Annotated in this window: 21 protein-coding genes and 1 pseudogene; 7 read left to right on the top strand and 15 right to left on the bottom strand. The window is 69.1% G+C overall.

What is annotated here, in order from left to right:
* Window positions 1-408: 408 nt before the first annotated feature.
* Genes RM704_RS13940 through RM704_RS13920 form a run of 5 tightly spaced genes read right to left on the bottom strand, consistent with a single transcriptional unit; the run spans window position 409 to window position 4,112 of the window.
* On the bottom strand, window positions 409-1,332 hold the full coding sequence (locus RM704_RS13940) for an S-4TM family putative pore-forming effector (protein WP_157856793.1): 924 nt from the start codon (window positions 1,330-1,332) through the stop codon (window positions 409-411).
* Entirely contained in the window at window positions 1,329-2,216 is an 888-nt protein-coding gene (locus RM704_RS13935; protein ID WP_033530992.1) for a CBASS oligonucleotide cyclase, read from the bottom strand. The genes RM704_RS13940 and RM704_RS13935 overlap by 4 nt, the downstream gene beginning before the upstream one ends.
* A complete protein-coding gene (locus RM704_RS13930; RefSeq protein ID WP_033530993.1) occupies window positions 2,213-2,734 on the bottom strand; it encodes a hypothetical protein in 522 nt (173 codons plus the stop codon). Before RM704_RS13930 ends, RM704_RS13935 begins: the two co-directional genes overlap by 4 nt.
* Entirely contained in the window at window positions 2,731-3,198 is a 468-nt protein-coding gene (locus RM704_RS13925; protein WP_033530994.1) for a CBASS system Cap8 protein, read from the bottom strand. The genes RM704_RS13930 and RM704_RS13925 overlap by 4 nt, the downstream gene beginning before the upstream one ends.
* On the bottom strand, window positions 3,195-4,112 hold the full coding sequence (locus RM704_RS13920) for an AAA family ATPase (RefSeq protein WP_033530995.1): 918 nt from the start codon (window positions 4,110-4,112) through the stop codon (window positions 3,195-3,197). Before RM704_RS13920 ends, RM704_RS13925 begins: the two co-directional genes overlap by 4 nt.
* Window positions 4,113-4,350: 238 nt before the next feature.
* On the opposite strand from RM704_RS13920, the gene RM704_RS13915 reads away from it, so the two are divergent.
* The 7 genes and pseudogenes from RM704_RS13915 to RM704_RS13885 all read left to right on the top strand — a co-directional run bounded on the left by RM704_RS13915 (window position 4,351) and on the right by RM704_RS13885 (window position 8,701).
* On the top strand, window positions 4,351-4,833 hold the full coding sequence (locus RM704_RS13915; protein ID WP_052146410.1) for a helix-turn-helix domain-containing protein: 483 nt from the start codon (window positions 4,351-4,353) through the stop codon (window positions 4,831-4,833).
* Window positions 4,834-4,835: 2 nt separating this feature from the next.
* Window positions 4,836-5,411, top strand: a complete 576-nt coding sequence (locus RM704_RS13910) for an ImmA/IrrE family metallo-endopeptidase (RefSeq protein ID WP_033530996.1) — start codon at window positions 4,836-4,838, stop codon at window positions 5,409-5,411.
* A gap of 102 nt (window positions 5,412-5,513) precedes the next feature.
* A pseudogene (locus RM704_RS13905) lies at window positions 5,514-5,645 on the top strand (IS5/IS1182 family transposase); the annotation flags it as partial.
* Window positions 5,646-5,925: 280 nt separating this feature from the next.
* Window positions 5,926-6,297: an SPDY domain-containing protein gene (locus RM704_RS13900; RefSeq protein ID WP_033530997.1), complete on the top strand. Its 372-nt coding sequence runs from the start codon at window positions 5,926-5,928 to the stop codon at window positions 6,295-6,297.
* 104 nt (window positions 6,298-6,401) lie between these two features.
* Entirely contained in the window at window positions 6,402-6,683 is a 282-nt protein-coding gene (locus RM704_RS13895; RefSeq protein WP_033531122.1) for a hypothetical protein, read from the top strand.
* 15 nt (window positions 6,684-6,698) lie between these two features.
* The gene (locus RM704_RS13890) at window positions 6,699-7,448 is read left to right on the top strand and encodes an SPDY domain-containing protein (RefSeq protein ID WP_033530998.1); all 750 of its coding nucleotides are present in this window, start codon (window positions 6,699-6,701) and stop codon (window positions 7,446-7,448) included.
* 179 nt (window positions 7,449-7,627) lie between these two features.
* Window positions 7,628-8,701 (top strand): PDDEXK family nuclease, encoded by a 1,074-nt coding sequence (locus RM704_RS13885; RefSeq protein WP_192829810.1) that lies wholly within the window; start codon window positions 7,628-7,630, stop codon window positions 8,699-8,701.
* Between the two features lie 79 nt (window positions 8,702-8,780).
* On the opposite strand, the gene RM704_RS13880 is transcribed toward RM704_RS13885, so the two are convergent.
* The 10 genes from RM704_RS13880 to RM704_RS13835 all read right to left on the bottom strand — a co-directional run bounded on the left by RM704_RS13880 (window position 8,781) and on the right by RM704_RS13835 (window position 17,078).
* Window positions 8,781-9,470: a hypothetical protein gene (locus RM704_RS13880; protein ID WP_033530999.1), complete on the bottom strand. Its 690-nt coding sequence runs from the start codon at window positions 9,468-9,470 to the stop codon at window positions 8,781-8,783.
* A gap of 95 nt (window positions 9,471-9,565) precedes the next feature.
* Window positions 9,566-10,003, bottom strand: coding sequence for a hypothetical protein (locus tag RM704_RS13875; protein ID WP_033531000.1), 438 nt, complete (start codon window positions 10,001-10,003; stop codon window positions 9,566-9,568).
* An 82-nt stretch (window positions 10,004-10,085) separates the two neighbouring features.
* The gene (locus RM704_RS13870; protein ID WP_033531001.1) at window positions 10,086-11,810 is read right to left on the bottom strand and encodes a relaxase/mobilization nuclease domain-containing protein; all 1,725 of its coding nucleotides are present in this window, start codon (window positions 11,808-11,810) and stop codon (window positions 10,086-10,088) included.
* Window positions 11,807-12,220 carry a plasmid mobilization protein gene (locus tag RM704_RS13865; protein WP_078937399.1) on the bottom strand — a complete coding sequence of 138 codons (414 nt, stop codon included), beginning with the start codon at window positions 12,218-12,220 and terminating at the stop codon, window positions 11,807-11,809. The genes RM704_RS13870 and RM704_RS13865 overlap by 4 nt, the downstream gene beginning before the upstream one ends.
* A 245-nt stretch (window positions 12,221-12,465) precedes the next feature.
* Entirely contained in the window at window positions 12,466-12,681 is a 216-nt protein-coding gene (locus RM704_RS13860; protein ID WP_033531003.1) for a hypothetical protein, read from the bottom strand.
* Between the two features lie 120 nt (window positions 12,682-12,801).
* Window positions 12,802-12,993, bottom strand: coding sequence for a hypothetical protein (locus tag RM704_RS13855; protein ID WP_033531004.1), 192 nt, complete (start codon window positions 12,991-12,993; stop codon window positions 12,802-12,804).
* Window positions 12,990-14,696, bottom strand: coding sequence for an ICP22 family protein (locus RM704_RS13850; RefSeq protein ID WP_033531005.1), 1,707 nt, complete (start codon window positions 14,694-14,696; stop codon window positions 12,990-12,992). Before RM704_RS13850 ends, RM704_RS13855 begins: the two co-directional genes overlap by 4 nt.
* Entirely contained in the window at window positions 14,693-15,328 is a 636-nt protein-coding gene (locus RM704_RS13845) for a WhiB family transcriptional regulator (RefSeq protein WP_033531006.1), read from the bottom strand. Before RM704_RS13845 ends, RM704_RS13850 begins: the two co-directional genes overlap by 4 nt.
* A 146-nt stretch (window positions 15,329-15,474) precedes the next feature.
* On the bottom strand, window positions 15,475-16,167 hold the full coding sequence (locus RM704_RS13840) for a zinc finger domain-containing protein (protein ID WP_033531007.1): 693 nt from the start codon (window positions 16,165-16,167) through the stop codon (window positions 15,475-15,477).
* A 5-nt stretch (window positions 16,168-16,172) separates the two neighbouring features.
* Window positions 16,173-17,078 carry a DNA-binding protein gene (locus RM704_RS13835; RefSeq protein ID WP_033531008.1) on the bottom strand — a complete coding sequence of 302 codons (906 nt, stop codon included), beginning with the start codon at window positions 17,076-17,078 and terminating at the stop codon, window positions 16,173-16,175.
* Window positions 17,079-17,425 lie beyond the last annotated feature (347 nt).

Below are 17,425 nucleotides of genomic sequence, written 5' to 3'. Positions count from 1 at the left end.
TGAGCGGCGGTGGAGAGAGATCCAGCACAGAGAACTCTCTGGCTGCCTGCCGCGTTCGCGGCTGGAGAGGTTCATCGCGGACGGTCTGGCATCCGCATTCCCTCAAGAACCGTTGTTCTGAGCCTGTTGAGGTGGGCACCGCCGTCCCTACTGCTCGACTGGCCACGCAGGCGCAGGGTGCCGCTCCGGCTTGTTCCCTCATCAGGAACCCGGAGCGAAACAGCAGTGCAGGTGCTTGAACGGTCGTCCATGCGGTAACGGATCGTGGCAGGTAGAGCAGAACCTGAGGAGGTCCTTGAACGAAATTTCACCTGATCTCCGCCATGGTCGTCGGCCGACGACCAGCGCGAGTGGTTCGCTGGACTCTCACACCTGACCGCTGATCATTAGCGTTAACGCACACACCGCTCAGTGAGGTTCTGATGAGTCACGCAAGGTCGTGGTGCCGTCGTTTGTGACAGCGGTGGTTTCGGGGCGGCGTCGGTTGTAGAACCAGTTGGGCACGGGCGGACCGTCCCGGCGCAGGAGGTAGGTGGCGTCCTGGAGGCGCCGACATTCCTCGGCTGGGATGTCACCGGCGTTGGCCTGCTGTTTGTTCCATACATCGTGGATGTCGTCTTCGACTTGTCGCCGTTTGACGGACTGCTGCCAGTGACTGCGGGCGAGTTCGATGGTGTCGAGGAGCGCTGCTGCGCTGGGCAGGAACAGCGCCACGAGGAAGTCGAGCAGTGTCATGTCGCGCACGAGGGCGAACACGATGATCGCGAAAGCCCACATGCTGCCGCTGACTGCCAGGAACGTGCCGTAGGCGTGGTGGTCTCGGCGGCTCCAGACCGCGCTTTGCCGCTGGCACAGCAAGACGTCGCCGGGCCACGGGGTGTCCCCCAGATCGACGCTGTACCAGTCAAGGTAGGGGCCGTGGTCGGAGATACGGCGGGCGGCCGAGGAGACGTCGTCCGGCACAGGCTGCCGACCGACCAGGGCCTGGTTCCAGGGAAGGTGGAAGAGCTTCGTGTCGTACAGCTCCTGGATGGTCACGGCGCGCAGGGAGGCACTGTGCTCCAGGCCTGAGAGCACGGTCCGGCCCAGCACCAGCCAAAGGGCGGCGATCGCTCCGCGGGTGCCCGCGCCCGCCGGGAGGAAGACCGCAAAGAGGGGCGCGGTCATGGCCAGGAGGACGTTGCCCCAGGTTCTGATGCGGCGCCACCGTGTCGCTGTCTTGTACAGGTGGGAGTAGGCCAGCAGCCTGTTGAGGTGCTCCGGCTGGTCCTGGCGTTCCTTGATCCGGCTGGGGGTGCCGGGGGGCACGGGAGGCTGCCGGCTCGTGGTCATGACTTGGTGAAGAGGGGGCCGAAGAGGAGCTGCCACTTCGCCAGCGCATCGCCAGTACGGCCCGCGCGTTCGAGTAGGAGCGCCTCCGTGCACGCGGCTTCCGCAGCTCGCAGGGCTGTCTGGGCGGCCTGGAGCTTCTCGGGCTGGCCGACGAACATGTCGGAGACGTCCGGGCCCAGGTGGGCCGGGTCCGGCCAGCGCTCCGTGACGGCGTTGACGGCCGTGGCGAAGAACTGGCGCAGTTCCCTGGGGTAGGGCCCGATCCAGTCGCCCTTGATCAGCTCCAGGGCCATGACCTCGATGAGGAACGATGCCTCGATGGGGTGGCCGTGCTCGCGGTTCCAGGTCTTGACCATCTTGACGAGGGGCTTCCACTGCTCGGCGAAGTCCTTGTTCGCCTGCGTCGCGAGGTCCGCATGGATCTTGGGGTTGGTGGGGATCCACTCGGCGAGTACGTCGTCGGGGATCAGGTAGTGGTCGTCCTCGATGAAGGCGGGCACGACGTCGAAGGAAACCACGCCGCCGGTGAGGTCGTCGACCAGTTTCACGCCGAAGTCGACGCGTACGGCCCGCCGGTCGCAGCACACCCGGTCCTCGCCGTAGATCGGTGCCAGGATCGCGCGTACGGCTTCGAGGATTTCGTGCGGGTGCTTGTCGAGGTAGGCCCTGTCGTTGAGCACGACCATGATGTCGACGTCTGCCAGCGGCTTGGTCTTGGTCGCCCGCCGGTAGGCGCCTGTGAGAAAGGTGTCGGCGACGTCGAGGGTGCTGTGGTCGAGTTGCTCGCGCATGCGCTGCTGACGGTTGCTTGCCTGGGCGGATTCCGTCGGTGTGATCTCCAGGTTGCCGCGGAACTTCTCGAAGGCCTCACTGACGTTCATCATGATCCCGTCCGGGCGTAGTAGGAGAGTCCTGTGCCGAGGCTGCCGCCGCCGATGGCGGTGCCGACCTCGTGGCGGGTGAATCCGGCCGTGGACCGCAGACTGGTCGTGGACCATCCGGCGACGTCCGGACGACCGGGCTTGTTGTCGGCGACGATGCGGTAGTCGCACCGGGACGGAACGGCACCGGCCTTGCGGACGGCGTAGTAGACGGTGTCCGGGTCGAGCCACAACTCACCGTCGGCGTCCGGGTAGTAGCCATAGTCGATGGTGAAATCGAAGCGCCCGACGAGATCGTCACCGGAGCGGCGGCTCGGGTCGTAGATCTCCAGCACCAGGGAACGCAGGTGCCGGGAGGTGAGCCAGGTCCCGACCCCGCTCTCCAGGATCGGCCACTGGTTGGTCATCTTGGCCGGGTCGAGCCCGCTCTCCTTGACGATCCGCCGGAGGCCCCTGATGAGACCGGTCGACACGTGGGTGACGGCGTGCGCATGGGTGTTGACGTGGACGGCAGTGCTCACGACAGCTCCAACTCGTCGGTGTTGATGACGATTCGGGACGCGCGCGCGTGAGCCCGGGTGTCGTCAGGTACGTCGTCGTCGAGGGCGCGGACGCTGAACTGCGGGTGTCCGGCAAGGGCTGTGCGCAGTTCGTCGAGGTCGTCCTCGGCGCACGGCAGTGACAGGTGCCAGCCTGGCTCGTCCAGGGGGCGAGACGTCAGCGGAGTCTCGCTCTGCACGGCGTCGAGGGCATCGCTACCATGCACCGTTCGGATCCTGATGCGCGGGCCCGTGGCGGGCAGGACCACGATGGCAGCGCTGCTCGTGTACTCCTCGGCGATGATCATGGAGCCCGGCCCGGCAACCGCGAGCAGGGCGGTACGGGCGGGGCCTGTATCCGGGGCGAGAAGGTCGACGATCGCCTGCCAGGTCTGGGACGAGGTGCGATAGGGCACCGAGGCGATGCGGCGTGCGATGACACTCATGCCGTCTCCCGAGCGTGGTCGAGGGCACCCAGGAGGTCCTGAACGGTCACACCGTTGGGATCGCCCTTAGTCTCCGGCCGGTAGGCGCACGCGGCGGCGACCGCCTTGCGCAGACGCCGGCCGTCCAGGCCCTCGCCTCGCTCGGCGGCTGCATCGAGGGCCTCGGCCGCAGTCAGCGCGTGGGCTCCGGGGAATGCACGGGCGATCGCTGTGACGGTGTGCTCCAGGATCCAGCGCCGGGCCGTGTGGTCGGGGAGCGGCACCCGGATGACGTTGTCCGCGCGGGAGGCGAGAGCCGGGTCGATCGCATCGGGAAAGTTGCTGGTGGCGAGGACGAAGACCTCCGTGTGGCGGCGGGCGAGCCGGTCGAGTCCGACGAGGGCCGCGTCCACGGCACGATGTACGTCGACGGGGTTGGCGTCCATGGACAGGGCCGCGCGGTCGGTCAGGAGGGTCTCGACCTCGTCGACCAGCACCACCAGGGGCCCGGCCATCGCCATCTCCTCGATGACGGTGCCGAACAGGGTCTCCACGCTGCGCTGGCTACGGCCGAGGGAGGCGCTGGCCAGAGCGTGGGGGTCGACCTCGAGGAACAACCAGGGGGTGGGTGAGCCGAGGGTACGGGCGATCTTGTCTGCGAGTCCCCGGGCCACGGTGGTCTTGCCGACCCCCGGAGCACCCGTGAGCAGGGTGATGCCGTGCAGTGGCACAGCGTCGAAGGGAACGGCCTGACGCAGGCGGATGCTGGCCACCGCGGCGCGGAGCATCCGCTCCCTCATGTCAGTGGGCAGTGCGATGCTCGACCAGGCTTCCCGGAACTCCTCGTCCGGCAGCAGTCGGGCATCCGCGATCCCCTGTGTCCCCTCATCGGGCAGGGAGCGGGGGAAGGTGTGCAGTCGTGCGGTTTCGCTCATCAGGCGGTCCTTTCCGGATCCACAAGGCATGGCGAACAGAAGTGCACAGCGATGCTGGGGGTCCGGAATGCAGCCAGAGAGACCAGCGTTGACTCACACTGTACGACGTGTACCGATGGAGGTACAACCGTGTTCGGGGACACGTAACGGAGGGGTGGGATGATCAGCCACAGGTGATCGTCCTAGAGTCGCCACGCTACGGTGCGTTGAAGACGCCCGGCGGAAGGAGGTGGCGAGAGTGGACGAGCCCATCGACATCGAGGCGCTGCAGACGCTTGTGCAGCAGCATCGCGCACAGTTGGGACTGAGCCTGCGGGCGGCGGCGGAGCAGGCCGACGTGCCCTTCAACACCCTCGCCCGGGTGGAGAAGGGCCATTTGCCGGACCTCGCCAACTTCACCCGGCTCGTCGACTGGCTAGGGCTCCCTCCCGAGCGTTTCTTCCAGCCCGCGCGACTCCGCACGGAGAGCACCCCGGACGTCATCGCCTACCATCTGTCACGCGACCCCAACCTCACGGATGCCGCAGCCGAGAAGATCGCCGGGCTGGTCAAGGAGCTCTACGGGAGTCTGGCCGCTCGCGAGAGCGAGGTGAAGGTACACCTGCGCGCGGCATCCACTTTCACCCCGCAGGCCAGTCGCACGCTCGCCGACCTTCTCGCCACCATGCAGAGCAGGCTGACGGCCTCCGACGAGGGCAGCTCTGCCCGGGAAAGGGGCTAGGAGTGCGCCGAGGGTTCAAGTCGGAAGCAGAACGGCTCGCGGACCGCGTACGCGCACAGATCGGTCTCCGCTCGGACGTTCCGCCGGACATCCGCCAGCTTGCTGCGCATCTGCGCGTTGAGGTGATCGACGCTCAGGAACTCGTCGGGATGGACAGCCTGCGAGAGCTGGAGAGCCTGCAGCCCGGCGCGTTTTCCGCTGCTACCTTCCATCTGCCGGACGGCCGCACGGTCGCTGTCTACAACCCCTGCAACGAGCCGGCGCGCACCAAGAGCGACATCGCCCATGAGCTGGCTCACGTCCTGCTCGGCCATGAGGTGCGCGAGCTGCAGCAGATCGGCGGGCACGCGTTCTTCACATGCGACCCCGAGCAGGAGGAAGAAGCCAACTGGCTGGCCGGCTGCCTGTTGCTGCCCCGTCAGCTTCTGCTCCGCCACGCGTACGCGGGAGCCGATGCTCAGGCGTTGGCAGCCGCTGCTGGGGTCAGCGTGCCCATGGCCCGCTTCCGCCTCAACACCAGCGGCGTCCTGCTCCAGGTACGCCGACGGCGGACAGCCCGGAGCAGTGGAGACTCTTGAGCTGCGGGGCAAAGGAGTTCCGCTGGCTGGACAGCTCGGCCAGCATGCTCCTCTTGGCGCGACAACGCCTGCTGTGCGCGATCAACCTCCCCCTGCTGGCCGGGCGACGGAGCGGACAATGCTGCCCACCGCAAGGTGCGTGCCCGGGTAGAGCATGTGATCGGCCGCATGAAGAACTACAAGATCCTCCGCGACTGCCGACAGCATGGCGAGGGCCTCCACCACGCCGTCTAAGCCGTCGCCCACATGCGCAACCTCGCACTCACATCATGACCAGAAAACTGTGGATGCAGGCCCTGACCTGCCCAAACGCAGCCTTGTGCAACACCCTTCATAGGTTCGCTGTCAAAGAAGCTTGAAACGGCTGGGTTCGCTGTCAAACGACTCGCCTGGATGACAAGGGACAGTTCGCCGGGGGCAGACAAGGAAGATCGCCCAGAGGACTGGTGGACGCTGCAACGGCATGTCAACCTGAACGACCTTCCGGAAAGTCCCAGGTCAGAGAGGTGATGCTGTGGCATTGGATGCGGCGCAATCTGGATTCGCCACGACGGTCGCGGCTCTGCGGCTGCGCTCCTGGAAGCTCGGTGCCGGCCAGGCGATGGAGGTGATCGACCAGTTCTCGGAGGCCGACTTCACGCACATCGTCGACGACCGGGCCGACGTGCACGTCAGCTCGCGCGACGGCCGGTTCTACCTCGGCTACTTCCCGAACGGCCGGCCCGGCGGCAATGACGAAGACTGGGTGACAGGCGAGGGCTGGGTCATCTTCGTCACCGGTACCGCCAAGGTCCCCGGCTACCGGATGGCCTTCGGTACGGACACGCCGGCGGAGATCATCGCCGGCGTCGTGGCCCGGATCCTGTCAACATCCCGGCCCCTGTGACGGGCGCATCCTCTTCCCTATATACGCGACGCGTACCCTGCCCCTGCTCTCGCGGCTTCGCCCGCTACTGCTAGGAGAACGCCTTGGACCCGCACTCGCCCGAGATGACCGTCGGCGACATCCTCGACCTGCTGTCCACCTGCGACCGCGACACACCCGTCCGTCTTGCCATCAACCCCTTCTTCCCCATGGCCCACCGTCTGGGCTGCGTGGAGATGGCCGTGGACGAGCACGGTCGGCCGATGGTCTACATCGCCGAGTCCCCGGAGGCCGAGCAGATCGGCCCGCTGCCGCCCGCCGTGGCCGTCGCTCTGACCTGGCAGGACCCAGTCGAGGCGCCCCCGCGCCGCCGACGCGGCGCGACTGGGCCGAACGCCGGCCAGTGATTCACCCCCGAACCCATGGAGGCGCCCCTGCACCCGCACCACCCCATCGATCCCTCCCACCCCACCTCTCCGGACCCGGTGTACTGGGTCACCCCGCGCCACCTGGCCGGTGATGACGGCGTCCTCGCCGAGCGAATCGGCGACACTCTGACCGAGCTCGGCTGGCGCATGTGGCCGACCTCCCGCGGCACCCTGCTCTATGTGAGCCCCGACGGCCTGCGCGGCGCCGAGTGGATCCTCGCCGCCTACCCGTTCGAACTGGGCGGCCTCCCGGTGGCCTGGCAGCTGTCGGCCCGTCCGTATCCTGCCTCGGTCCTGACCGAGTGGAACGCGTACTTCACCGCCGGCGTACCGCACGAGGCGCTCACCGATTTCTTGCTCGCGCTCGACGCCAGCGAGACCCCCGACGCCGGGCTCGAGAACGCCGAGTCGGTCCTCACCGCACTCGGCACCCGGGGCTGGCTGCGCGACATGGACCGCCCGCGTACGACCGCCACCGATCCGGGCTTCTCCACGAACGTCTCGCTGGAGATGCTGCCGCCGCTCATCCACGACGCTGACCCCCGCGATGACCTGTTGGGCTGGCAGGCGTGGGCGGAGCCTGTGCTGGGGGCCCCGTATCTGTGGTGTGCGAGCTTCAGCGCGAGCGCCCCGCACGAACTGGTCGCGGCCTTCGCCTTCTCGCTTGCCGCACCCGGCCCGGTACCGCGCCGCACGCTCCCTGAAGGCGCAAAGAACCGTCTCACCGTCGTACGCCGCGGTTGACGGGCTACTCAGAGCCGGTGACCGAGGCGGGGGATCGGCAGGGTGATGCCCCTTTTCCAGGCCCGGCGGTTCCACTCTCTTCACGGGAGGGGAAACGCCGGGCCTTCGCCGTACCCCGGTACCCGCGCGCATGAGGGGACCCTGGAACCAAGATCAAGGCCGTGCATAGGATTCCCGTTGTGGCAGGCAAAGTGATCGGCAAAGGACCCTTGCGCGGCTACCTCCTGGAGGAGGTGCTTGCCTGGTTGTTGCGGTCCAGTGGCTTCGAAGTCCTCACGGCCGACGACGACAAGGACAAAGAGCCGTGGAAGGTGCTGAAGAAGGACAAGAACGGTCTGTTGGTCCGTGGACGCGGAGCATGGCACCAGGTCGACGCGCTCGGACAGTTCCGGTACGTCCCGCCGTTCTCATTGCCGGTCCGCTTGTTCGTCGAGGCAAAGTACCTGACTACAGCTCCCGTTGGTCTGCCCACCATCCGTAACGGCCACGGTGTGATCCACGACGTGAACGAGGGCGAGACCACCACGCTCACTGCTCCGGGGGCCGGCCGGCCGCGGACGCGATACCGCTACAATTACGCGATCTTCTCCACGTCCGGCTTCAGCCCGGAGGCGCAGGATTACGCGCTGGCCCACCAGATATCCCTGATCGACCTCTCCGCACAGGACTTCTATGTACTGCGGAATCTCGTCAAGACCACGGCCGACACCATTCACGCAGTCCTCGAAGTGACCCCCGCGGCCGAGCGGCCGAAGGTACACGAGATACGGACGTATCTTCGTGGCCCGTTGTTGGACATGGACGCGGGCGATGTGGACCTACCCGATGCGATTCGCGGCCCGCTCGATTATCTGGCGCAGGCCCTGCACAGCCGGTCGCAACTGGGACTTGTCCTGGCCTTTCCTGCAGCACCGTTCGTCCTGGGACTGGCCTCGGATGATCTGTACGGCTTCGTGGACTATGCGAGAGCGCACCTCACACATTCGGTGCGCCTGCGCCGCATTAATCAGGCAGCGTCACATCCGGTTTGGGAACTGCGCTCCGCGGAGCACCCAGAGGCATACGCGTTGAGGTTCGGGCTGCCGGAGCGGGTGGAAGCCTGGATCGTCGAGCAGGATGAAGGAATGCCCTCGCGTACCCGCTATATCAAGCGCGGCATGCTGTCGACCATGACCCTGTACTGGATGGACGGGGAGCACGCGCAGACCTTCCAACTCCGCTACGAGCCAGGCGAACTCCGCCTCGACGGCTGATCGCCCGATACGACGACACCCCGGTGTCCGGGGCTGTCGGGAGGACAGGCCCGGACACCGGGGCAGGTGGAGGAGCGGGTCAGTGTGCGGTGCGGGCCTTGGCGAGCGCCTTGTCCAGGTGGGCGTCCACGAGGCCCGGCGAGCCGGAGACGACGACCAGGATGTTGCCGGTGCGGATCGTCGTCTGCTTGACGACGCTGCGCTGCCCGCTGGCGGAGTAGGTGAGCAGCTGGCTCCACTGCTCGTCGCCGAGGTCTGGCGCGGACGTCTTCTCGGTGCCCATGTCGACGACGGTGCTGCCTGACGTCACCAGGTAGGAGGGGCAGGAGAGCATCGCGTCGAAGATCTTCCTGATGCCCTTGGACAGCTTCGCGGCGCTGTCGCTGTACAGCTCCTCGCTGACCTCGGAGCTGCTGCTGCTGGAGTAAGTGAAGGACGCCTTCGCCTTGCGGCTGAAGTCGAGACCGGAGCCGGTGGCCGCGTCGCTGCCGAGCTTCTCGAGCGCCGGGCAGCCGATGACGGTGACGTCGTCGTTGCTGCGAGCGGGCTCGGGCTTGCGGGTGTAGCCCTCGCCCAGGTCGCTCTCGTTCAGCAGCCGCTGGTTCAGCTGGATTGAGGACAGCGGCGCGGATGCCGAGCTGCCGCCCTGGTGCGCGGGTGCGGATGCGGCCGAGGCGTCGGCGGGCTCGGTGTGGCTGGAGCAGCCGGTCAGGGCAAGGACGGTGAAGACGGTGCCGAGGCCGAGGGCGGTCGTAGTGGAACGGCGCATGCGGAAACCCCTTGGTGATGCGAGACGGATGGTCTGACCGGGTCGGCCCTCCGGGTGCCGACGAACGCAGGGGTGAGGGAAGGGGTTTCGGGGCTTCAGTGGCCGAGGTGGTGCAGTCCGTCTTCGAGGGTGGGGTGGAAGTGGTCGACCGGACCGGAGTTGCGGTTGTACCAGGCGGTGTCCAGTCGGGTCTCCTCCGTCTCGTGGCCGGCCGGGCAGCGGAGCCACACCGAGTCGTCGCGCATGTTGAAGACGATCCAGTTTCGGTACGCACCGCAGTGGCACGCGTGGACCTCGTCGTCGATGACGAGCGGCAGGTCCCAGCGCATCATGAACCCTGAGACGTCCTGGCGGGACGGCGCCCGGAAGTCCGGCGGCAGGAAGTCGGGCACCACCGTGGCCGCTGGCGCAGCCGAGGCAGCGACAGGGCCGGGTGCGTTCGGCAGCGGCAGTTCGGTGTGCATCGCCAGCACCGATTGGCCGGCACGCTGGGCTTCACGGAACTCTCGGTCCGCACGATTGCGTCGGAACATGCCGTCTCCATCTCTGTCGTCTCGCCTGCACGAGGAGAGTGCCGCAAGTCCCTGACCTGCTGCAACTCTAAGATTGTTGAATTCAGCGGGACTTGGCGGGACGGTCGGTGCGGTGCGTCGGATCCTGCGCAGCGCCGCGGGCGGCGGCGGGCGCGGTGGCCGTGTGCTCGGGCATGGCGGAAGGGTCGGCGGGCAGATCGGCCATGCGCCGCAGCCGCCACACGAGCACGTCGCTGATCGAGTCGGCGGTGTCCAACTCCCGTCGCTCGGCGGCCTCGGCTAGAAGCGCGGCCGGGTCGTGCCCAGCGTGCTCGACATCGGCGAGCGTGGCGGCCAGGGCGTACCAGCCCTGCTCGGTGAGGACCTGCTCGGCCAGCTCCGGGACGGCCTGGCGCAGGTAGGCGGCCTGCTTGCGCTGCAGGGGCTGGGACAGACGCCGACCGCGCTGGTGCATGACGGACAGGTACATCGGCGCGGCGGCCTGGTAAGCGGCGCGTAGGTGCTCGGCGGCCTGGCGGGCAGCAGCGGCCTGCTGGGCGTGCTCCTTCTTCCCGTGCCAGTGGGCGGCGGCGGTGACCAGGAAGAACACCATGTCGATCAACATGGCGGTGGTGGCGCCGTCTTCCCCACGACCGAGCGCCGGCCCGCCGTAGACGAGGTCACGGGCAGCCTGCCGCAGACCACGGTCGTGGCCCCGTTCGGCCCGGATGTGGGAGCGGGAGGCCCGCTCGAACGCCCAGGCGGCGTCTCGCAGTTCGCGCCGGGTGTGCGCGGCCGAGGTCTTGGCGAGCGCGTCGAGGACCTCGCCGGCCGCGGCGAGCTGCGCGGCGATCTGCCCGTCGTCGCTCTGGTCGACGACGAGTACGGCCTGCCAGACCGCCGTCGTCGCCTGGCGCCGCGCGGTCGACGGGTTGACACGCGCCAAGCCGGAGGAGCGGTCCGCGGCGGCTTCGGGGCTGGGTCCGGAGCCGTTGCCGGCCCACCGCTCGCGGATGCGCGGTAGGGAGAGGTCGGGTGCGAGGGTGGAGCCCGAATAGTAGATCGGCTCCTGGTCCTCGTTGCGGTCGTCGGGCAGCGCGACCTTGTAGCCGAGTAGATCGCCGGAGGGTGCGACGCGCTGGCGGACCAGGAGGCCGGCGGCGGCCAGGCGGTCGAAGAACTCCTGCTCGCTGGCGACGCCGGCGGCGGCGCGGCGCACCGTCTCTCGCAGTTCCTCGCGTGGCGTTCGTTCCTTGCCCTGGCGGTTCGCCTTGTGGCGTTCGGCGCTGGTGGGGCGTTTGGCGGCGGTTCCGTCGCCGGTGTTCAACCGGCGTAGCCCGTAGTCGACTTCGATCTTCCGTGCTTCCGCCTGGGAGCGGGCGCCATCCTGGCGGATGCGGGCTTGGCGGCCGTCATGGCGGACGACGGTGGCGATGATGTGGATGTGGTCGTCGGCGTGGCGGACAGCAGCCCAGCGGCAGGCGGCATCGTCGCCTTCAGGGGCGATGCCGGTGGCGGCGACCATGCGGCGGGCGATGTCCGCCCACTGCTCGTCCGTGAGGATCGGGTCTTCGGGGGCGGCGCGTACGGACAGGTGCCACACATGCTCGGCGGGCCTGGCGCTTTCGGGCAGTGCTATGACGGGCTGATCGAGCAGACGCTGCAGGTCGCCGTACGTCGCCTCGGGGTCGCGGCCGGGGTCGGGGGCCAGGCGATCCCACGCCGCGACGAGGTGGGGGTCGATGTGCTCTTCGGCCTTGCCGGGGCCGTACAGGTAGGCCACCAGGCCGCGGGTGTCCGTGCCCATGTCGTGGACTTTGGGGATCATGCAGCCGGACGCTCGCCGTCCAGGTAGCGCCGGAGGAAGGCGTCCACACGCAGGGAGATCCGGTCGACGGCAGAGAGGACCGCCGTGGCCTGCGGCGCGGGCTCGTCCGAATTCAGTGCTGCCGCAACCTGGTTGAGGTTGTTGCCGATCCGGTTCAGTGCGATTCGCAGGTCGAACAGCTCCTTCAGCATCTCGCGCTCGCCGGCGATTTCAGCGGCGGAGAGGTCGAGGTTGCGGGCGGCTTTGAGCGCGGCGCGGGCAAGGTAGCTGGCGATGCTCATATTGCAGGCGGCAGCAGCACGCACGAGGAGCTGGTACTCGTCGTCGTTCATGCGGCAGCTCGGCTGGTGCATGCGCTTCTTCTCGTCGCGCAGGCGCTCACGCTGCTGAACGTGGGGCTTCGGCGGCATGGTGTGGGCGCAGTCGGTGCTGTGGCAGGAGTGGTTCTCCCCTTCGTCAGGATGCGAACCGCCCTCGGTCGCATCCTGACGGATCGGTGCCCCCTGGTGCCGATCCGCTCCCGCCACCCCCGGGGCGGGAGACGCAAGAGCATTGCTCCCACCGGGAGCAATGCTCTTGCACCAACTTGCTCGCGACGAGGTCGAGTTGGTTTCCGGCTCACCTGGCGCGGGAGTGGGGGTTGTCGTCGGGTTCGTCATCGGGTGTGGTTCCTCGTGGTGCGGATGCGGTGCTGGATTTCGGCGGCCAGATCGACCATGGCTCTCGGGCTGTGGAGGACGTGGACAAGGGATTCGGCGTGGTGCTGGACGAGCCACTGGCCGGCCGGGGTCAGCACGGCTGCGTACAGGAGCTGGTGGCGTACGAGCACCTCCGCCCAGGCGGCGGCCTCGGCGGTGGACGGTGGGTGCATACGCGGGTGGTGACGGGCAGGAATAGCGGATCCCTTCAGTGCGGGGGCGGTGGCCCGGCCGAGGCCGGGCCACCGGACGGAAAGGCGGAAGCAGGCGCCTGACCTGCTTGTCTGTGACCGTCAGCCGCACTCGGGGCAGCGGTCGAGGTGCCGGTTCAAGGCCCGCGCCATGTTCCGCTTCACCGAGATGGCGTTCTTCGCGCTGGTCTTCGCCGGCGCGGATCCCCGGTGACGCTCGGCGTGAGCGTGCAGGAAGCGGATGTCCTGCTCGAAGCCGGACTTGATGTGTGCGAAACGCTGGCAGGTCTTCATCGGGCCGTACTCCGTGCCGTGGTGGTGCCCGCCTCGTCGCGGAGCCGCTGCAGAACCGGCGTCAGACGCTCGTTCCGCCCTCCCCGGATCTGCTGGGCACGGAGGATCTCCCGCAGCTGAACGCGGGTCAGCGACTCGTTGCCGTCCCGCTCCAGCAGCGCGGGCACATGGGGACGGACCCGCTCGACCATCTCCTCCACGCTCAGCTTCGGCTGCTTCCGGGACCGTTGGGATTGACCGCCGCGCGGCCGGTTCCGGGACGCCCTAGCCTTCGGCGTCCGCCGTACGGGGACGGTGTGGGGACGGTCCCCGTTGGGCTCGGTCCCCGTTTCGGTGTCGGGGTGTTCGCGGTCCCCGTCGCCGTTGGGGACGGTGTCGGGACGGTCCCCGTTGGGCTCGGTCCCCGTTTCGGCGTCCGGGTGCTCCCGGCCCTCGTCCCCGATGGCGATTGCCGCCGGGGTCGGGCCTGTGCCCTCCTGAGCAGCAGCTTCGTGCACATTTTCGGCACTGCCGCTCGCACCGTCGTCGGGCTCCTCGGTCCCGACGGGCACGGTGTCTTGGTCCCCGACTGCCGCCTCTTGGCCCGCGCGCAGCAGGCTTGAGCCGGACTCGGCGGCTCGGTCCCCGTCGCCGTTGGGGACGGTGTCGGGACGGTCCCCGTCGGGCTCACGGTCCGTCCCCGGCTCCGCACGGTCCCCCTCTGTACGGTCCCCGTTCGATGCGGTGCTTCGGGGACCGTCGCCGGGGACCGAGCTCACCCACGCACTCGCCTGCGTCCCATTCGCCGACGGAGTCGCGATCGACGTAGGGAAAAGGGACCGGTCCCCGTGATCGGCGTCCTGGTCCCGCGCGGGCTGAATCCAGGGCGACGGCAGGACCACGGTGGCGAGCGCCGTGGCGTGCCGACGGGCGGCCAGCTGCTCCAGAAGCGCGCGACGCTGCTGCGGGTCGGTGCCGACACCGGATCGTGCGAGAGCCGACTGGAGCCGACGCGTGATCCGACTGCCACGGCCGTTCTCACGTTCCTTCTCTGGTATCCCGGCCAGCCGGGAGGCCAGGGCCACGGCCCGTTGAGTCGCCCGGTCCTTGGTGATCTGCGCGGCATCACGGTTGCGGGTGGCGACGCCCAGGCGCGAGAGGAGACGCTCCCGCACTTCACGTCCGAGCGTGGCCAGCAGCCCTTGGGAGGCGGCGTCCGGCTTGTGAAGTCGCAGCTCGATGCCCATGGCCAGGTGCCAGAGCACGGCCGCCATGACCGGGCCGACGAAGGCCCGCACGGTGCCGCCCACCGTGCCTGACTCGGCGTACGCCGGGATGACCTGCACCCCGGTGATCACCCAGACCAGGCCACCCGGCAGGCCAGGTGCTCCTTGGGTCTTCAGGTTCTGCCTGGCCATCAGCGCCGTCGCGAACAGCGCCAGCTCGGCCGCGCTGAACATCATGGCCCGCTCCACGGCGCCGGCCATGTCGAGGTAGTCGGCGGCGAACCGCCAGCTGGTGTCGGCGCTGTAGGCGGTGCAGTTGAGGGCGGCGAGGGCCGCGACCCAGACCGCGGGGGTGCCGGCGCGCGGGCCGCTCGCCCGGGTCCGGTTACGCCGGATCGACCATCCGCCGAGCACCAGGGCGAGCACTCCGACGGCTGCGACGAGGTGGACGGGCTCGATGCCAGAGAGGAGGGAGGGCATGGCGAGGAGGTGAGTCATGCGGCCTTTCGGAGAGCGGCGATCAGGGCGTGGGTCTGCGCCTGGCGGGGCACCTGCACGGTTGAGGCGGCGTCCTCGGCGGCTTCGTCCTCGACGTACTCGTCGGCGGCTGCCTCGGCCTGGTCGACCTGCCCCCAGTAGCGGTCGCGGTCGGCGACGGCGTGTGCGGCGTTGCGCATCAGGTCGCGCGCCCAGTCGAGGTCGAGCCGCAGTGCGTAGGCGAGGCGCTCGGGGCTCCAGCCGCGTACGTAGGCGTGGCGGGTGACGGCGTCGCGCTCGGCGTCGCTGAGGTGGACGTCGCGGCCTTCGAACGCGGCCTTGACGCGGCTGTAGTCCAGGCGCTTGTTGACTCGGGCGTGCCAGGGGCGCCGCTCGTCCTCGGTGAGCCCACCCCACATGCCCTGGCGGATCTCGTTGTCGAGGGCGTAGTCGAAGCACGCCTTCTTCACGGGGCAGTTGCCGCAGATCGCCTTGGCCGCGTCGATGGCCGCGCGGTCGCGGGCCGCGTGGAAGAACAGCTCGTCGATCTCCTTGACCGGCAGGCCGTGGCACAAGCCTCGTTCCTGCCAGCTGTGGTCGGCGATGCCCCGGATCGTCGGGGGCGGGGTGTCGTTGGTGGTGATGTGGCGCATGACGGTCTCCGGAAGTCGCCTCGGTGGGTGCGGGTCGCTCGGCACCGGTGGCGGGACGGGGTGCGGCGGGCGCTGCGAGGCGGGCTCGGGGTACGGCGTGGGGCCGTACCGGAGTCGGAACGTTTTGGTGGAGAAGAGGGCTGAGGTCAGGCGGCGGATGCCTGCTGGGCCTGCGCAGCCAGGGCACGGTCGACGCGGCCGGGGTGGGCCGTGACGCGCGGTGCGTTGCCCCGGGCACTTCCGTCGAGGCTGATGCGACGGCGGCGGCAGGGCTCGCCCTTGTCGGCGTGACACCAGCCGCATGGCACGTTCAGGACGTCGGGTCCTCCGGCGGCGATGGCGGCTTCGCGGGCGGCGCGGGCCGGGCGGTAGGGGGCCAGCTCGGCGCGCACGGCCAGCGGGATGTAGGAGCCGACAGCGGCCAGCTGGTCCTTGAGCCCCGGCCGGTGTCGTCCCGCGGTGATCCCGCGGTGAGCCGAGGGTGCGGCCACTCCCGCAGCCACGGCATCTCGCGCCGCCAGCAGCTCCGCCCGCCAGGCTTCCGGATTGTCCGGGTCGGCCATCGGGGTCGGGTCGGTGTGCCGGGCCAGACGGTCGCGGCGGTGCGCCTGCCATTCGCGGGCCACATCGGCCGGCAGGATCGGGTACGGCGAACTCACGATGCGCTTGCGGACGATCTCGCGGACGTCCCAGCCCTGGCCGGTGGCCATCGGGACGTCGCCGAGCAACTCGTGCCACATGGCGAGCTGGTCGCGGGCCTCGCCCGCATCGGTGCGGATGGTGCGCGGGTCCAGGCGGCCGACATAGGTGAGCACGGCAGCAACTTCGCGGCGGTCCAAGGTAGTTACTCCGTTCCAGTCGGTTCATCGACGGCAGCGAGCAGGGCGGCCATGTGCGCGTCGGCGCGGGTCATGCCGGCCTGCGGCGCGGGAGTGCCGCCGGGCAGTGCGTAGAGGCTCGGGCGCTGGGGGGCGGGGCTGTGCTCGCGGGCGAGCCAGGCTCGCCAGTCGGCAGCCCAGGCGGCGGCGGAGCGAGCGCTCCAGGTGCTGCGGTGGTGGCGCCACTTTGCGTCAGCGGCCTGGACGCCGTGCTCGCCGAGGCGGGCGAGATGCCCCTGCTGCTGAGCCCAGGACAGGCTCGCGTCGTCGACTTGCCAGTCCGCGGCGGAGGTGAGGTCAGCAGCACCACTGCTGCTGTACCTACGGTTCACCTTCGGTTCACTACGGTTCTGGGGGTCAGGTTCAGACCCGGAGGGGGGTTGGATTCTGACCCGGGGAGGGGTCAGGTTCTGACGAGGGGGCGCAGATTCTGACCCGGTCAGATCCTGACGACGGGGGTCGGATTCGGACCCCGTCTTCGGCCAGATGCCGTGCTTGCGCAGCCGCTCGTCGTCCAGCTCGGGTACCAGGTCGGCGTCCGTCAGGGGCTCGACGTACGCGCCGGGGTCGTCCTCCCGGGCCGCCGCGACCTTGGCCAGCCATGCAGCGGCGCGCGGGAGCCGATAGACCGTGCTGTGCTGCGGGCCGTCGAGGTCGTCGAGCACCTCCAGCTCGCCGATCTCGGCCAGTGCGGCCAGGGCGCCGCGCACGGCGTTGCGGCTCGCGTTCGTACGCTTCATCAGCGAGGTGAGGGACGCCCAGGCGACGCACTGTTCGTCGGGGATCCGGTCGGCGATCGACAGTAGAACCAGGCGCGCGTTTCCGCGGCTGGCGCTGTACTCCCACGCCCATTCGCGGGTGTCCCGGCTCATCGGGTCACCGCCCAAACGGGCCGGGCGCTGGGGGCCGGCTCCGGCGCGAGGGCGCCGGGCAACTGGTGCGCGTCCAGGGAGCCAGGCGGCGAAGCGAGGACGGCTGCCGCGCGAGCCGGGGGCACCGGCCCTTTGCGCAGGGCAGGCGGCATGTAAGACTCTCCTCCGTAGTGAAACCCGTGCCGGTGTGCCTCGTAGGAAAGGGCCGGTGCGGTGAAGGTGGGTAAATCTCCGCCCTTGCCGGGGCAGGAGTACCATTTGGCGTTCGGCGTCCGGGAGTTACCGCTCCTTGGACGCCGTCGCTGTGTTCGGGGCTATCTCACCCGGCTGGATCGCGCGTTCCGCAT

Source organism: Streptomyces gottesmaniae (genome assembly GCF_031845845.1).
Lineage (GTDB): Bacteria > Actinomycetota > Actinomycetes > Streptomycetales > Streptomycetaceae > Streptomyces > Streptomyces akebiae.
The sequence above is the reverse complement of the archived record's forward strand: the minus strand, read 5'-3'. Positions and strand labels throughout refer to the sequence as shown.

Excerpts from the sequence above, each read along its gene's own strand:
- RM704_RS13855 (WP_033531004.1), bottom strand. The coding sequence starts at position 12,993 with ATGAAGACCTGCCAGCGTTTCGCACACATCAAGTCCGGCTTCGAGCAG.
- RM704_RS13860 (WP_033531003.1), bottom strand. The coding sequence starts at position 12,681 with ATGCACCCACCGTCCACCGCCGAGGCCGCCGCCTGGGCGGAGGTGCTC.
- RM704_RS13920 (WP_033530995.1), bottom strand. The coding sequence starts at position 4,112 with ATGAGCGAAACCGCACGACTGCACACCTTCCCCCGCTCCCTGCCCGAT.
- RM704_RS13940 (WP_157856793.1), bottom strand. The coding sequence starts at position 1,332 with ATGACCACGAGCCGGCAGCCTCCCGTGCCCCCCGGCACCCCCAGCCGG.
- RM704_RS13835 (WP_033531008.1), bottom strand. The coding sequence starts at position 17,078 with ATGAGCCGGGACACCCGCGAATGGGCGTGGGAGTACAGCGCCAGCCGC.
- RM704_RS13935 (WP_033530992.1), bottom strand. The coding sequence starts at position 2,216 with ATGATGAACGTCAGTGAGGCCTTCGAGAAGTTCCGCGGCAACCTGGAG.
- RM704_RS13925 (WP_033530994.1), bottom strand. The coding sequence starts at position 3,198 with ATGAGTGTCATCGCACGCCGCATCGCCTCGGTGCCCTATCGCACCTCG.
- RM704_RS13850 (WP_033531005.1), bottom strand. The coding sequence starts at position 14,696 with ATGACTCACCTCCTCGCCATGCCCTCCCTCCTCTCTGGCATCGAGCCC.
- RM704_RS13895 (WP_033531122.1), top strand. The coding sequence starts at position 6,402 with ATGACCGTCGGCGACATCCTCGACCTGCTGTCCACCTGCGACCGCGAC.
- RM704_RS13865 (WP_078937399.1), bottom strand. The coding sequence starts at position 12,220 with ATGCCGCCGAAGCCCCACGTTCAGCAGCGTGAGCGCCTGCGCGACGAG.
- RM704_RS13845 (WP_033531006.1), bottom strand. The coding sequence starts at position 15,328 with ATGCGCCACATCACCACCAACGACACCCCGCCCCCGACGATCCGGGGC.
- RM704_RS13880 (WP_033530999.1), bottom strand. The coding sequence starts at position 9,470 with ATGCGCCGTTCCACTACGACCGCCCTCGGCCTCGGCACCGTCTTCACC.
- RM704_RS13890 (WP_033530998.1), top strand. The coding sequence starts at position 6,699 with ATGGAGGCGCCCCTGCACCCGCACCACCCCATCGATCCCTCCCACCCC.
- RM704_RS13875 (WP_033531000.1), bottom strand. The coding sequence starts at position 10,003 with ATGTTCCGACGCAATCGTGCGGACCGAGAGTTCCGTGAAGCCCAGCGT.
- RM704_RS13870 (WP_033531001.1), bottom strand. The coding sequence starts at position 11,810 with ATGATCCCCAAAGTCCACGACATGGGCACGGACACCCGCGGCCTGGTG.